This is a genomic window from Salinicoccus siamensis, assembly GCF_042429615.1.
In the GTDB taxonomy this organism is placed as follows: Bacteria; Bacillota; Bacilli; order Staphylococcales; family Salinicoccaceae; genus Salinicoccus; species Salinicoccus siamensis.
The window spans coordinates 32,309-46,805 of record NZ_JBHMAH010000009.1; the positions used below are offsets into that span (position 1 = coordinate 32,309).

The following is a 14,497-nucleotide window of genomic DNA, read 5'->3' on the forward strand; positions in this document are numbered from 1 at the left end:
TAAAAGGAGAAATCGATTTGAACAGAATAGATGAGCTGATCGGGGAATTCGATGATTTTGGGATAGAAGCAGTGATGATTTCGGGGCTTTGGAATATACGGTATCTCTCCGGGTTTACCGGCAGTAATGGCGTGCTGATCATCACCCGCAATGAAAAACTATTGGTTACAGACTACCGGTATTTCGAGCAGGCCAAACAACAGACTGATTTCGAAATAATCCTCCATGCAGGCCACACGGGCCACAAAGGGAAAATCTATGAAGCGGTGGCTCGTCAACTCAACGAAAGAAATATAAAAAAATTGGGTTTTGAAGAGCGGCATATCAGTTTTGGTCTGCATAAGTGGCTCGATGAAATGTTCGATGGTGAGTTGGTGCCATCCTATGACATTGTAGAAAACATCAGAATGATCAAATCACCCGATGAATTGGATAAAATCAGAGAGGCTTGCCGGATTACGGATGAAGCCTATCTACACATTACAAACTTCATCAAAGTAGGCATGACTGAACTGGAAGTGGCTGGTGAACTGGAAGATTTCATGAAGAAAGAAAACGGCTATGCAGCTGGATTTCCACCCATTGTCGCCTCTGGTTCAAGGTCTTCCCTGCCGCATGGGAGGGCGACCGGCAAAAAGATTGAGAAAGGTGAAATGATCACTATAGATTTCGGGGCATGTTACGACGGGTATTGGGCAGATATTTCCAGAGTCGTATCCATGGGCGAACCGTCAGATAAAATGAAGGAGATACATGATGTCGTGCTGACTGCGTTCAATAATTGCGTGGATAACATCAAACCCGGCATGCAGGACACCGAGGTCGACCATCTGATGCGGGAGCATCTCATTAAGACGGGCTACAATGCGCAGTCAGGGACAGGGACGGGTCATGGAATTGGATTGGAAGTACACGAGAAGCCCCTGTTTTCTGTCCAAAAGGATAAAGTACTGGAAAAAGGCATGACGGTCTGTGTGGAACCCGGCATCTACCTGCCTCGTGTCGGCGGTGCAAGGGTGGAGGATGTCTTGCTCATCAACGATCAGGGATGCGAAGTATTGACCCCGTCAACAAAAGAATTAGTGGTTATTGAAGTATAAAAATGAACCCCAATTCCACATGGAATTGGGGTTCATTATGTTATCTGCAAGGTGCTAGACACCCTGCATCATAATGCTTCAGAAATCTAGAGGTCCATTTCATCCGGTGTCATGCCGGAGAATCCGACGTTGTCCATCGCGTCCATCTGCTTCATGTCCTCATCGCTGATTTCAAAGTCGAAGAGGTGTGTGTTTTCTTCGATGCGTGAAGGGGTCACGGATTTCGGCAGTGGCAGGATGCCATTCTGCATGACATATCTGATGCACAGCTGTGCCACGGATTTATCATATTTCTGGGCAATTTTCTTGAGGTCTTCATTTTCGAGCAGGCGGCCGGACCCGATCGGGCTCCATGCTTCAACGAGAATGTCGTGCTGCTTGCAGTAGGCGACGGTCTCATCCTGTGTGTACCCCGGATGATATTCGATCTGGTTGACCATTGGTTTGATTTCCGTGTTGACGAGCGCTTCCAAATGGTGTGGCATGAAGTTGGAGACGCCGATGGCTTTGATCTTGCCTTCTTTATAGAGCTCGGTCATCGCTTTCCACGTATCGAGGTTAATGGTTTCCCAGTCGTCAGACTGTTTCTTGTTTGCTGGCCAGTGGATGAGGTAGAGGTCAAGGTAATCCGTACCGAGTGCTTTCAGAGTGCTGTCGAAAGCGGCTTTCGTCGTCTCATAGCCCCGTTCGGAATTCCATAGCTTGCTGGTGATGAACAGATCTTTACGGTCCACCCCGGATTCCCTGATTGCCTGGCCGACGCTGCCTTCATTTTTATATGCAGCTGCCGTATCGATGTGGCGGTAGCCGGATTCGATCGCCTTCTTGACGGCGTTGACCGCAGTTTCCCCGTCTGGTGTCTGCCATGTGCCGAAGCCGACGCCCGGAATCTCGGTGCCGTTGTGCAATTTGAATGTATCTGTCAATGTCTTCATCTGTCTATCCCTCGCATTTCCTCTGTTTATTTAATACAGCCCCCATTTTATCACGCATGGAAATCGAGCGTTAATGATGTGCACGCTGTGCCAGGTCATGGGCGCAAAAATGGTATGATTGGGGAAAAGAGGGAGGCAGAATCTTATGGAACTGTATCATTTTGAAGAAGAGATGTCGGGCACACCGGAGAGATTGTTCACCATAGTCAATGATGATGAGGAATTGAAGTCGTGGAGCCCGATCTTTGAAGGCAACGACTATCTGACTGAGGCAGAACGGGGAGTCGGCGCCCGCTTCATCACAAAGTTGAAGGTGCTGAACCGTACATACCGCTTCCGGTCTGAGATTACGGAATATGAAAAGAACCAGCATGTTGAAGTGAAGACCGTGCTCAAGCAGGGTGTGATTGTATCAACTTTTAAATTGGACTCTGCTACAGCACACACGACGATGGTGCAGGTGACAAGCACATTCGATCCCGGAAAGCGGAAATACGCGTTTATGCTTAAAGGGGTGAAGCCGGTCATCAAGCAGGTGCTGGACCGTCAGATGAAGAAGCTTGGCGATATGGCCGGGCGCTGAAGGCATAAAAAAAGAAGCGGATGACATTCATCCGCTTCGGTAGTACGCTACAACAATTCGAATTTGAGCATATCGATGACGCCGCTTGAAGGGCTTGGGAAGGCGAAAATCATGGCAGAGAGGTCCTGCGCCGTCACTTTCTGGTTGACTGCGAAAGTGAGGACGTTGACCAAGTCAGCTGCATCATTGCCGTATATTTCAGCGCCGACCAGACGTTTGTCCTGGTCGATGATGATATCCATCTGGGCATCGGTTTCGTTCTTGTACTCAAACAACAGCCGTTTGCCGAACTCGACCGTTTTGACGGTGAGGGCGTCATCTTCCTCCGCTTCGGCAACTGTCGTGCCGATTGTGGCAAGGCGCGGCAGTGTATAGAGTACATTCGGGATGGCCGGGTATTTGAGCGGTTCCGTATTCATGCCGGTGATATGCGCGGCAATGTATTCCGACTCGAATGTGGCGGTCGGCGTGAGTTTTGGAATCGTCTTGTCCAGCACATCGCCGCTTGCGTAGATGTTCGGTTGTGCGGTACGCAGGTAGCCGTCTGTCTGGATGCCGTTTTTCGTATATCTGACTCCGGCATTCTCAAGACCGAGCCCGGCGACGTTCGGTACGCGTCCGGTGGCATCGATGATGCAGTCGGTGGATAGTGTCATACCGGATTCGGTACGCAATGTATAGCGCCCGCCATCCTTCGAGATTTCGGCAGTATCTTCATTGTAGTGGAAATGGACGCCTTCCGACTCGAGTTTTTTGGTGAGCATGCCGACATGCTTGCGGTTGAAGCCACGGAGCATTTCATCGGAATGGGTGATGATATGGACTTCCGCCCCCGTCTTGATGGCGATGGAGGCGAATTCTGCCGTGATGAAGCCACCCCCGATGAATGTGATGTGTTCCGGCATGGACTCCATATCCATGAAGTCACGGCTGTTGCTGGTGTATTCTTTGCCCGGTATGTCGAGTGCGTTGCTGTGCTGGCCGGTTGCGATGATGATTTTATCGGACGTGAACGTCTCTTCACCGACTGCGATGGTGTGGGCATCCTGCAGGGTGCCATGATTCATGTGGATGTCGATGCCCTGCTGTTCGAACATCTGCCTGAGGCCTTCTGACATCGGTGGGATGACTTTTTTCTTGTAGTCCATCAATGAGGGCCAGTCGACTGTAGTGTCTTGGCTGAGGATGCCTTTATAGTGTCCGAGTTCTTCAAGCACTTCAAATGGTCCTTCGAGCAGGATCTTCGGGTTGCAGCCGAAGTTGGTGCAGGTGCCGGCGATGGTGTCCTCCTCGATGATGGCAACTTTCATGTCCGCTTGGACGAGCGCCATTGCAGCGTGCCATGCAGCATGTCCACTGCCGATGAACGTCACATCGTAATCATATCGTGTCATAGTATCCGTACCTCCGTTGATTTGAATCTGGTCTGTCACACTTAAAGATTAAATAAGCGCCTACGTGATTACAAATGATGTGCCTTGAGATAATATTCATTTGCACAAGGCGGGCGGCTCGTCTACTATAAAATTAACACAATGAAGCGGGAGGCCGTAGTATGAAGAAGAAGGAAAAAAGCGCGCAGCTCGCAGGAAGACATGCGGATATATTCCGATGTCCAATATGTGGGGCAGATATGCATGTCAGGGAGCAGGCCTCACTCGTGTGCCGTAATGCACATGCATTCGATTTCGCCAAACAAGGCTACGTCAATATGCTGAACAAGCCGGTCAAGACCCAATACGACAAGGCGTTGTTTGAACACCGGCATGCCTTTATTACAGAAAGTGGCTTCTATCAGGCACTGCATACGGCGATTGCCGAAACGGTGGGCCAGATGACGGGTGAGTCAAGTTTGAAGGTGTTGGATGCCGGCAGCGGGGAAGGGTCCCACCTTGCCGGCATTATGTCACACATCGATGGGGCGGATGCGGTCGGTGTGGGGGTCGATATTGCGAAAGACGGCATCATGATGGCAGCGAAGCACTATCCTGAACAGCTGTGGCTGGTGGGCGATCTGGCGGATCTGCCGATTGCCGATGCCAAGAGCGACGTCATCTTGAATATACTGTCGCCGGCGAGCTACGACGCCTTCAATCGGGTGTTGGCGCCAGGCGGACGTGTCATCAAAGTTGTGCCAGGCGCGGATTATCTGAAGGAACTGCGTGAGGCACTCTATCAGGGAACAGATAAGGCGCGGTACGACAATGCCGACACGGTGGCATTGTTCGAAGCGCAGTACGGGCCTTTTGAGCGTGTGCATATCAAGGAACAAGTACCGCTCGATGAAGCGGCCCTGCGGCATCTTTGTGGGATGTCCCCGCTGGCCTGGAACCAGGCGCCGGGCGAACTCGATGATTTCATCACACAGGCGCAGACGGTGACGCTCGACCTTGAAATTTTGATTGGACATAAATAAGAGCAGCCGGAAGGCATACAGGAAGGAGGCGGTCGCATGGATGAGTGGTACAAGATAGATAATACCGGAAAGATATTCCATGCGGTATCGGATGCGACGAACTCTGCGGTATTCCGGGTGGCGATGATCCTGGGTGAGAAGGTCGATGGACAAACACTGCAGGAAGCGCTCGATATCGTCGCAGTGCGTTTCCCGACGCTCAAGGTACGCGTGCGTAAAGGGCTGTTCTGGGACTTTATGGAGCATAATGATGAACTGCTCAGCGTCAAGCGGGAGGGCGCACATCCATGTGCCCCGATTGATGCGAAGGAAAATAACGCCTACCTCATCCGGGTGCTTTATTTCGACCGGCGCATCTCGGTGGAAATCTTCCACTCGGTGACCGATGGCGGCGGCGCGGTGGAGTTTCTGAAGACGCTCGTCTACCAATATCTGATGCTGCGCGGCATGGAAGACCCGGTTGGGAATGATATCCTGGTGCCGGAAGACCCGCCGCGGCCGGAGGAGATGGAAGACAGCTTCGAGCGCTTTGCGACGTCCCGGAACATCAAGCGTACGGGTCCGCGGCTGAAGCCGTCCTATCAGATCAAAGGCGTGCCGATCGAACCGCCGGGCATCAACGTCATCCACGGGGTGATGGATGCCGGCAAGGTCAACGCCTTCGCCAAGGCACAAGGGACTTCGCTTACAGGTTTCCTGCTCAGCGTATTGATCCAGGCGATCCACGACGAGAAGAAAGCAGGCGACAGGCGGGAGGAACGGATCGCGATAGCGGTGCCCGTCAGCCTCAGACGGCATTTTCCATCCACAACATTGCGCAATTTCTTCTATGTCGCGAACATCGACGTCTCGATGGACGGCTATGTGACGTTTGATGACCTCATCAAAGATGTGTCGGCCCAGCTTGCCGATAAGACGGATAAGGAGAACCTGCAGGCCGGCATCAACCGCTTCGTCTCACTGCAGACCAACCCCCTGACCCGTGCTGTGCCGGTCATGCTCAAATATCCGGTCATGCGCTTTGGCTTCAACCAGCTCGGCGAACGGCTCAAGACGATGACGTTGTCGAACCTCGGCAACATCAAGCTGCCGGAAGCGATGAAACCATACGTCGACCGTATGGAAGTGGTGCTGTATCCGACCCGGAAGAGTCCGATCAACTGCGGCATCGGCACGTTGAACGACCGCCTCACGATCACATTTTCACGCTCGATCATGGCGCAGGAAATCATCCGCACATTCTTTATGCTGCTTAAGGAGAAGACTGGACAGGATATCACCGTCTACTCTAACGACTGGGGGGATGGGATATGACGGAATGCCCGAATTGTGGTGTCTGGGTGGGGCAGGTGGAATGTCCGCTGTGCGACGCACCCACCGGCATTGACAAACAAGACGGCGAAACCTGGTATCCGGACTACAACCGGGAGGAACAGCGCATAAAAGCCCGCATCACCAGAATCGCCATTTTCCTCGGGGTGCTGGCGGTGATTGCTTCATTGGCGGTCAACATCATCGTCATGCCCCAGTTCCTATGGGTATTCTACGTCGCCGTGGCCGTATTCTATGTGCTGGTATCACTCAGCCATACAATACTCTCGGCTTCCCATATCGGCGGCAAGATCACCGCGCAGGTGGTCAGCCTGACCATCCTGCTGTTGGTGATCGACGCGATGTCCGGCTCCGTCCAGTGGTCCGTCGATTACGTCGTACCGTTCCTGATCATCGGCGGCATCCTGCTGATGTCGATCTTCATGTTGCGTGTGCGCCTGAAATGGAGCGGCTATGTCAGCTTTCTGCTGCTGATGATTGCGCTCAGCTTCGTTCCGGGTCTGCTCCATTTGGTCGGCATGGCGACCGTCATGTGGCCGAGCGTCGTCGCACTGCTCTTTGGCGTCACGACGTTCACGCTGATCTTTGCATTCGCGACCCGCGCCTTCATGACCCAGCTCGGTCGGCGTTTCCATCTGTAATGGTACTCAGAGAGCCGCTCCTCTTCAGAGGGCACTTCAAAACGAAAGGGATGATTGCATGAAAGATGTCCTCAAAGCTTCAGCCATACTGGCGGGCGTCGGGGTTTTATCGTATTCGGTACGGGCGCGTCTGGTGGAAGAGCGGAGCATCGGCAGCAAGCTTGCTGAAGATATCATCCGCTTCGTCAACTTCGATCTCGAAGATGTGGATGAAAAGATGCTTGCCGATAACTTCAGGGAGAACCAGAAGGAACATAAGATACCGGAAGGCATACTGCGGTCGGAAATCGGCATCTCTCAACAGGCCGATATGAAAGTCTATCGGCTCCAGCCGCGCCAGAAGCAGGGTGACAGACGGGTACTTTATCTCCACGGCGGCGGCTACATCCATCAGCCATCGCTCTTCCATTGGATGTTTTTAGATGGGATGGTGGAGGATACGGGACTTGAATTCATCGTGCCGATCTACCCGAAAACCCCGGAATTTACTTATGATGATGCGTATGACGCGGTGGACCGGCTGTACCGTGAACTGCTGGATGAGGACCCGGAAGTGCCCGTGCTCATGGGGGATTCGGCCGGCGGCGGACTGGCTTTAGGATTCACCCAGTGGCTTGCGTCGATGCAGCTGCCCAAGCCATACGGGTTGATCCTCATATCACCCTGGCTCGACGTCACGATGACCCATCCCGAAATGAAGAAATATGCGGCACTGGACCCGATGCTGAAACCCGCCAACCTGAAAGTCATCGGCCGCATCTGGGCGGGTGACGCGGATCCGACCTACTACAAAGTGTCACCGATATACGGCAGTATCGACGGTCTGCCGAAGATCCATCTGTTCGTCGGCGAGCATGAAGTGTGCCTGCCGGACGCCCGGAAATTTGCCGGCATGCTTGAAGCGGCCGGTGCACCATATAGGTACTATGAATATCCGAAGATGAACCATGTCTTCCCGCAGTATCCGATCCGTGAAGGGGCACGGGCACGCCGGCAGATGCAGGAGATATTAAAAGACTGGGGGCAGGTGGCGCACAATGTATAAAAAGTTATTTTTGATTGCGGTTGTAATCCTAGTGTTCCTCGGCCTCTACGTCTTCGATTGGGTGGGACCGAAAAACCGGTCCATCGTCATTGTGGCATTCGTCGTCGGCATGCTGCCGCTCTATTTCCTTGTCAGCATAAAAGAGAAAAAGAAGAAGCGTAAAGAGGCGAAGATGGAAGAGTCGAGGTAAGAAATCTAGATCGATTGACGATGATTGTAAGGGGGAAGCAGCTATGGATATGGTCTTAAATCGATTTAAGGAGGAAGGGGGGCAAACTGATCTGCTCGCGCACTTCACACAGGGGGTGATGGAGCGGTCGGCAAAATTCCACCAGAGTGTGCCGGAGTATGCCGCTACACCGCTGGTTCACCTGGATGATTTGTCACAACAGCTCGGCGTCGCGAACATCTATGCCAAGGATGAATCGGAACGCTTCGGGTTGAATGCGTTCAAGGGGCTGGGCGGAATCTATGTCATGGCGGAATATTTCAGGCGGTACGAAGGCTTGGATTTCAATGATTACAATGAATTGCTGAAAATGCTTAAAACGCATCCCGGCGTGACATTCGCGACTGCGACAGATGGCAACCACGGCAAAGGGGTGGCGTGGGCGGCCAGTCTGCTCGGGCAGAAGGCCAAAGTGTTCATGCCTGAAGGGGCGGCCGAACACCGTCTTGAAGCAGTGCGGCAACTCGGGGCGGAAGCGACCGCCACCACACTCAACTATGATGACACCGTCAAAGAGACGGCCAACTTGGCAAAAGAGCATGGGTGGGTGCTGCTGCAGGATACAGCTTGGCCAGGGTATGACGAGATTCCGCTGATGATCATGGAAGGATACACGACGCTCATGTCCGAAGTCCATGCACAATTGGGGGATACTTCCTTCAACGACATCACGCATGTATTTCTGCAGGCTGGAGTGGGATCGTTCGTTGTTGCGATGACAGCCGCGGTACTCAGCAAAATGGACGGTAACCGCCCGCGGATCATCGTGGTTGAGGCCGGGGCGGCGGATTGCTTCCATCAATCGATGAAGGATACTTCCGGTAAATCGCAACAAGTCACAGGAAGCTTAAATACTGTGATGGCCGGCCTGGCATGTGGGGCGCCGAGTACCCAGGGCTTTGAGATGCTGAAAGCGTCAGCGGACGCCTTCATCCGCTGTGGGGACGGAACGAGTGAGCATGGCATGCGCCTCTATGGCAGGCCGACCGGTTCAGATGAACCTGTCGTTTCGGGTGCCTCCGGAGCCGTCACACTCGGCGCGCTGCACGCGCTGATGACAGAAGACGGATATTCACAAGCACGGCAGGCCCTCGGCCTGGACGGGTCATCCAATATCCTCCTTATCAATACAGAAGGGGATACGGATCCCGATCACTATAGGCAAGTGATGCGGGAGTGACAGTCACAGTGATTGAACCAGTGTCACATCTAAAGGAGGGGTAGCATCAATAAAGAAAGGAGTTTGATGACGGCCATCATCATCGGCTTCATCCTGTTTGCTGCAGCAGTCACGTACAGTATGACCACAGACGATAGCCCGTACAGACACCATACGGGTTTGGGTGAATCGATCGATATTTCTCCGGACGATGATCAGGTGGCCTTCTCCTACTATGATGACGGTAGGGAATCCATCTATATAGGAAATATCGGCGGGGGTACGGAAGAAATCGCGCTGACAGAAGAGGCGGATCATACCCAACCCCAGTTCACTCCGGATGGTCAAGGGTTGATGTACTTGAGCCGCTCGGAAGAGGGGGTACAGACACTTCATCTCCTGCCAGAGATAGGTGGCGAACCCATCCAGCTGACAAGCACTGACACTCATGTCTTTGAGGCTGCCATGTCACCGGATGGAGAAACAGTCTACTATATCGCAATGCCTTCAGAAGATCTGCTCGCGGCTCCTGAATCGACGGAAAACGGACGGGATCTCCACCGCGTCAGTAGAGAAGGCGATGCCCATGAAAAACTGACGGATAAGGATGCATTCGATATGCGGGGATTGAATGTTTCCGCGGATGGGGAGATGCTCCATTTCATGGAAGAGGAGATGCGTTCATATGACCTTAAGACCAAAGAAGAACACCCCTATGTGGGAATCGGAAGACCTGGCTACATCGGCGTCCCGACCCTGTCGTCTGACGGCGCTTCACTTGCCTATACAGCCCAGGCAGGCGAGTCGGATAAAGGCACCTACATCTATGAGCTGTTTCTGACGGACACTGAAACGGGAGAGATGGAGCAATTGACCAACCAAGATGCTTCGGTGACGTCCCCGGCATTCTTCAACGGTGAAGAGCGCCTCGCATTTTTGGTGCAGGAGGACTGGCCGTCCGAGCCGGCTGTCTATGAGATACAGACGATTTCCTATGAAGGGGATGACATGGCGCCGCTTGAAGTCGAGATGCCGGAAACTTCGGGTGGGGTGGATTTTGGGGCGATGTTGGATAAATCGATCAACACCGCAACCTTGACGCTCCTCTATCTGCTGACATTTGGGCTGGCCATCGTCTATGCGGAACTCCATGGCCGGGCACTCATTCCTGTTGCAGCCAGCGCCTTGTTGACTGTGCTGGTTATCACCACGATGTTTTTCGGGCTCGATGACCCATGGAGAACAATCGGAATGATGATGCTTTCCGTATGGCTGCTCGGTTGTACAGGTGTACTGCTGGTGTTTGCCTTGCTCTACAGAAGGACGGTGCGACACAGAAGAAAGTGAAGATGCTCAGATTATACAGAGAAAGCCTCCACCAAAAGGGTAGAGGCTTTCTTTATGTGTCATTCTGGATTGCTGATATAGCGTCTGATGTGTTTGGCCGTCACCGATGACTCGACATCAAGCAGGCCGGAGGGCGCACCGCTGTAGAGTATGGCACCGCCCTTTAGACCGGGGCCTGGACCGACATCGATGATCCAATCGGCATGGGTCATCATGGTGAGGTTATGTTCGATCAGGATGACGGTGTTGCCCTGGTCGATCAGCTCCTGGAAGCATTCGAGTAGAGTCGGAATGTCATCTTCATGCAGCCCGGTCGTCGGTTCATCAAATATGAAGACCTGGCCTGTCGCCTCGCCATCGAGGTAGCGGCTGAGCTTGACCCGCTGTATCTCACCGCCAGACAATGTATCGAGCGACTGGCCGAGGGTCATATAGTGGAGCCCTGTATCCTGCACGGTTCTCAGGCGTTCGATGACATGGGCGTTGGTCTTGAAGACGCTCAATGCCTCCTCGACGGTAAGCGCCAGTATATCAGCGATGGAATAGCCATCGACTGTGGCCGCCAATGCTTCTGGCTTATAGCGGGTGCCGCCGCACACTTCACAAGTCTGGGAGAAGTCCGGCATGAAGGCGAGCTCCGTCTTCAATACGCCTTTGCCGTTGCATTCCGGGCAGGCGCCTTCAGAATTGTAGCTGAACATGCCCTTGCGCAGTCCCGTCTGCTTGCTGAAGAAGGTCCGGATGTCATCGAAGAGGTCCATGTAGGTCAGCAGGTTCGAACGGTTCGAAGCATGGACCGGCTTCTGGTCGATGAATATCGCATCCGGATCATCGCGGAAGCCAGTCTTGATCAGTGTACTCTTACCGGAACCGGCCACCCCGGTCACGACGGACAGCACATTTTTCGGGATGTCGACGGAGACATCCTTCAAGTTGTTTCTGGTGATGTGCTTGAGGCTGATGAAGTCTGACGGGCGCCTCGGCTGTGCTTTCAGCTGATGCGGACGGTCGAGTGCCGTCGCTGTCGGCGTATCGGTCTTCATCAGTTCCTCATACGACCCCGTAAAGATGATTTCGCCACCGTGCTGGCCGGCACCGGGACCGATGTCGATGACATGATCGGCGATCTGGACGACGTCGGGATCATGTTCGACGACAAGGACGGTGTTGCCCTTATCCCGGATGGAGCGCATGATCGTATTGATCTTTTCGATATCTTCCGGATGCAGGCCGACACTCGGCTCATCGATGATGTAGACCAGATCGGCCAGCGGACTGTTCAAGTGGCGGATGAGTTTGATGCGCTGGGATTCCCCGCCTGAGAGGGAAGGTGTCTCACGGGCAAGCGTCAAATAGTTGAGTCCGACATACGACAGGGACTCCATCTGCGCGAGCAGCGGCCGGATGATGTATTCGGATTTCGGGTCGTCGAGCTGTTTGAGAAACGGGATGGCCTCCTCGATGGACAGATTTGTGAAATCCGCGATATCCATGCCATCGATCTTGCATGACAGCACCGTGTCGTTCAGGCGCTTGCCGTTGCAGTCGGGGCAGTCGCGGCTTGTGACGACGCGGTTGACATCGTTGATGAAGCGCTTCTTCTCGAAGTTGTCATTGAGCAGGAACGACCGTCTGAAGCGGTGGATCAGCCCTTCGAACTGTGCCGTACGCGGCCAATTCGAAGGTGGGTTCTTAAGACGTGTCGGCTTCGTGTACAAGAAGGTCTCCATTTCCTCATCCGTATAGTCGCGCAGCTTCTTATCGTTGTCGAACAGACCGCTGTAGAGATAGCGTTTGCCGCGCCAGCTGTCCGGGCGGAAGGATGGGAATTTGATCGCATCTTCATTCAGCGACTTGTCGTAGTCGAGCAGTTCATCGAGGTCAATATCTTCGACATACCCCAATCCCTGGCAGCGTTGGCACATGCCGCTTGGATTGTTGAACGAGAAGACGTTGGAGTAGCCGACGAACGGTTCCCCGATCCTCGACCACAATAGACGGACCGACGAGTATATGTCGGAAATCGTGCCGACCGTGGAACGGGAATTGCCGCCGAGGCGCTTCTGGTTGATGATCATCGCCACCGGCAGGTTCTCGATCTGATCGACGTCCGGCTTCTCGTACTGCGTCATCTGATTCTGCAGATAGCTTGAATACGTTTCGTTCAACAGGCGTTCCGATTCAGCTGCGAGTGTATTGAACACAAGCGATGACTTGCCTGAGCCGGAGCGTCCAGTAAAGACAGTCAGGGTATGTTTTGGTATATCGACGCTCACATTCTTCAAGTTATTCTGATTGGCGCCTTTGATGCGTATATATGACATTCGGTTCACCTCCCTGTCACTCTACCCGAAAAACAGGCGTTTAATAGGGAAGAAATCATTTCTTTCCGGTTTTAGTAATTTTCGAAGAAATCCTGCAGTACACGCACGCCCTGCTGGATATCCGCAATATGGGTGAATTCTGCCGGATTATGGCTGATGCCTGCAATGCTCCTCACGAACAGCATGGTAATCGGGTGCCTTGTGCCGATGGCCATGGCGTCATGCCCCGCGCCGCTCGGCAGATGGACGGGCATCAATCCATTGCGGTCGAAGGACTGCTCCATCTTTTCGATGACCTCAGCCTGGATGGGGATCGGCATGATGCGGGTCGTCAGATCGACATCGACCGTGACGCTGCTGCCTTCAACCGTCCGTTCGGCATGGTTGCGAACGGCATCGATGAGCGCAGATTGCAGCTCGACGTCTATATCCCGGGCATCGACGACAAGCGACACTTCGCCCGGGATGACATTGACGCCGCCCGGTTCGACATTGATCTTGCCCACTGTGGCGACTGCCGTCTCACTGATGCCCTGGGCGACCTGGGGTAGAGTCGAGATGAATTCGGATGCCTTGACCAGCGCATCCTGACGTCCCGGCATCGGGGTGCTGCCGGCATGGCCCGCTTCTCCATGGAATACGACACTGGTGCGCGTCGCCCCGGCAATGCCGCTGACGATGCCAAGCGGCAGATTCTTCTCTTCGAGCTGTCTGGCCTGTTCAATATGGACCTCCGCATACATTTCAATCGGATAATCAGGTCCCTCCGCGTCCAGGAAATGTGTGCGGTCCAACCCGGCTGCGTCCATGACGGCGTCAAAGTCCTGACCGGAAGGGTCCTTATATTTATCCACTTCCCCTTCCGTCAACATCCCCATAAAAGCCCGGCTGCCGGTCAATCCGCTGTTGAAGCGGCTGCCTTCTTCATCGCTGAAGACGGCTACTTCATAGGAGTACTTCGGTTTGTATCCCGCCTCATGCCACAGTGTTGCGATCTCGAGCGCGGTAAGCACGCCGGCGACACCATCAAAATGTCCCCCGTCCGGCACGGTGTCGAGATGCGAACCGGCCATGAAGACTTTCGAATCGTTTTGTCCCGGGTATCTGCCGAAGACATTACCGGCGCCGTCGCGGCGCACCGTCATGCCGATCTCCTCCATCCATTTGATGACCTGCTGCTTAGCTGCCTCCTCTTCCTTCGAATACCCCATGCGCCGCGACCCTTGATTTTTCGTCATGCCGATTTCGGCGATGGTCATGAACCGTTCGTGGAGTCTATGGCCGGAGGCATCCTCCAGCTGTTCTGCCTTCATCCTATCCAAGAAGTATCGTGTCATTTTTATGCTCCTTCATTTAAGTAATGGTCTTTCATCTTTGTCCATAATA

Annotated in this window: 13 protein-coding genes; 9 read left to right on the forward strand and 4 right to left on the reverse strand. The window is 53.5% G+C overall.

Translation table 11 applies throughout. The features are described 5' to 3' along the window. Window positions 1-17: 17 nt before the first annotated feature. Window positions 18-1,100 (forward strand): M24 family metallopeptidase, encoded by a 1,083-nt coding sequence (locus ACFFLE_RS03565; protein WP_380569778.1) that lies wholly within the window; start codon window positions 18-20, stop codon window positions 1,098-1,100. An 86-nt stretch (window positions 1,101-1,186) separates the two neighbouring features. Here the strand turns inward: ACFFLE_RS03565 and ACFFLE_RS03570 are convergent, their stop codons facing one another. Continuing rightward, window positions 1,187-2,035, reverse strand: a complete 849-nt coding sequence (locus ACFFLE_RS03570; RefSeq protein ID WP_380569779.1) for an aldo/keto reductase — start codon at window positions 2,033-2,035, stop codon at window positions 1,187-1,189. A gap of 145 nt (window positions 2,036-2,180) precedes the next feature. Between ACFFLE_RS03570 and ACFFLE_RS03575 the strand changes: the two genes are divergently transcribed. Next, the gene (locus ACFFLE_RS03575) at window positions 2,181-2,618 is read left to right on the forward strand and encodes an SRPBCC family protein (RefSeq protein WP_380569780.1); all 438 of its coding nucleotides are present in this window, start codon (window positions 2,181-2,183) and stop codon (window positions 2,616-2,618) included. 47 nt (window positions 2,619-2,665) lie between these two features. Here ACFFLE_RS03575 and ACFFLE_RS03580 read toward each other — a convergent pair whose 3' ends face one another. After that, window positions 2,666-4,012, reverse strand: coding sequence for a dihydrolipoyl dehydrogenase family protein (locus ACFFLE_RS03580; RefSeq protein WP_380569781.1), 1,347 nt, complete (start codon window positions 4,010-4,012; stop codon window positions 2,666-2,668). A gap of 161 nt (window positions 4,013-4,173) precedes the next feature. Here ACFFLE_RS03580 and ACFFLE_RS03585 point away from each other — a divergent pair, with 161 nt between their 5' ends. The 7 genes from ACFFLE_RS03585 to ACFFLE_RS03615 all read left to right on the forward strand — a co-directional run bounded on the left by ACFFLE_RS03585 (window position 4,174) and on the right by ACFFLE_RS03615 (window position 10,787). Next, window positions 4,174-5,034 (forward strand): putative RNA methyltransferase, encoded by an 861-nt coding sequence (locus ACFFLE_RS03585; RefSeq protein WP_380569782.1) that lies wholly within the window; start codon window positions 4,174-4,176, stop codon window positions 5,032-5,034. A gap of 399 nt (window positions 5,035-5,433) precedes the next feature. Beyond that, window positions 5,434-6,348 (forward strand): alcohol acetyltransferase, encoded by a 915-nt coding sequence (locus tag ACFFLE_RS03590; RefSeq protein WP_380569783.1) that lies wholly within the window; start codon window positions 5,434-5,436, stop codon window positions 6,346-6,348. Continuing rightward, entirely contained in the window at window positions 6,345-7,007 is a 663-nt protein-coding gene (locus tag ACFFLE_RS03595; RefSeq protein WP_380569784.1) for a DUF6320 domain-containing protein, read from the forward strand. The genes ACFFLE_RS03590 and ACFFLE_RS03595 overlap by 4 nt, the downstream gene beginning before the upstream one ends. Before the next feature lie 58 nt (window positions 7,008-7,065). Then, window positions 7,066-8,052 carry an alpha/beta hydrolase gene (locus ACFFLE_RS03600; RefSeq protein WP_380569785.1) on the forward strand — a complete coding sequence of 329 codons (987 nt, stop codon included), beginning with the start codon at window positions 7,066-7,068 and terminating at the stop codon, window positions 8,050-8,052. Continuing rightward, window positions 8,045-8,242, forward strand: coding sequence for a hypothetical protein (locus tag ACFFLE_RS03605; protein ID WP_380569786.1), 198 nt, complete (start codon window positions 8,045-8,047; stop codon window positions 8,240-8,242). The genes ACFFLE_RS03600 and ACFFLE_RS03605 overlap by 8 nt, the downstream gene beginning before the upstream one ends. Before the next feature lie 43 nt (window positions 8,243-8,285). Beyond that, window positions 8,286-9,461: a diaminopropionate ammonia-lyase gene (locus ACFFLE_RS03610; RefSeq protein ID WP_380569787.1), complete on the forward strand. Its 1,176-nt coding sequence runs from the start codon at window positions 8,286-8,288 to the stop codon at window positions 9,459-9,461. A gap of 66 nt (window positions 9,462-9,527) precedes the next feature. Next, window positions 9,528-10,787 carry a TolB-like translocation protein gene (locus tag ACFFLE_RS03615; RefSeq protein ID WP_380569788.1) on the forward strand — a complete coding sequence of 420 codons (1,260 nt, stop codon included), beginning with the start codon at window positions 9,528-9,530 and terminating at the stop codon, window positions 10,785-10,787. 59 nt (window positions 10,788-10,846) lie between these two features. Here ACFFLE_RS03615 and ACFFLE_RS03620 read toward each other — a convergent pair whose 3' ends face one another. Further along, complete coding sequence (locus ACFFLE_RS03620) at window positions 10,847-13,111, reverse strand: ATP-binding cassette domain-containing protein (RefSeq protein ID WP_380569789.1); 2,265 nt, start codon at window positions 13,109-13,111, stop codon at window positions 10,847-10,849. 71 nt (window positions 13,112-13,182) lie between these two features. After that, window positions 13,183-14,448, reverse strand: a complete 1,266-nt coding sequence (locus tag ACFFLE_RS03625; RefSeq protein WP_380569790.1) for a M20 family metallo-hydrolase — start codon at window positions 14,446-14,448, stop codon at window positions 13,183-13,185. Window positions 14,449-14,497 lie beyond the last annotated feature (49 nt).

Bases quoted from the DNA above. Each gene is read 5' to 3' on its own strand.
- ACFFLE_RS03600 (WP_380569785.1), top strand. From the start codon at position 7,066: ATGAAAGATGTCCTCAAAGCTTCAGCCATACTGGCGGGCGTCGGGGTT.
- ACFFLE_RS03625 (WP_380569790.1), bottom strand. From the start codon at position 14,448: ATGACACGATACTTCTTGGATAGGATGAAGGCAGAACAGCTGGAGGAT.
- ACFFLE_RS03610 (WP_380569787.1), top strand. From the start codon at position 8,286: ATGGATATGGTCTTAAATCGATTTAAGGAGGAAGGGGGGCAAACTGAT.
- ACFFLE_RS03585 (WP_380569782.1), top strand. From the start codon at position 4,174: ATGAAGAAGAAGGAAAAAAGCGCGCAGCTCGCAGGAAGACATGCGGAT.
- ACFFLE_RS03595 (WP_380569784.1), top strand. From the start codon at position 6,345: ATGACGGAATGCCCGAATTGTGGTGTCTGGGTGGGGCAGGTGGAATGT.
- ACFFLE_RS03580 (WP_380569781.1), bottom strand. From the start codon at position 4,012: ATGACACGATATGATTACGATGTGACGTTCATCGGCAGTGGACATGCT.
- ACFFLE_RS03575 (WP_380569780.1), top strand. From the start codon at position 2,181: ATGGAACTGTATCATTTTGAAGAAGAGATGTCGGGCACACCGGAGAGA.
- ACFFLE_RS03620 (WP_380569789.1), bottom strand. From the start codon at position 13,111: ATGTCATATATACGCATCAAAGGCGCCAATCAGAATAACTTGAAGAAT.
- ACFFLE_RS03615 (WP_380569788.1), top strand. From the start codon at position 9,528: ATGACGGCCATCATCATCGGCTTCATCCTGTTTGCTGCAGCAGTCACG.
- ACFFLE_RS03570 (WP_380569779.1), bottom strand. From the start codon at position 2,035: ATGAAGACATTGACAGATACATTCAAATTGCACAACGGCACCGAGATT.
- ACFFLE_RS03605 (WP_380569786.1), top strand. From the start codon at position 8,045: ATGTATAAAAAGTTATTTTTGATTGCGGTTGTAATCCTAGTGTTCCTC.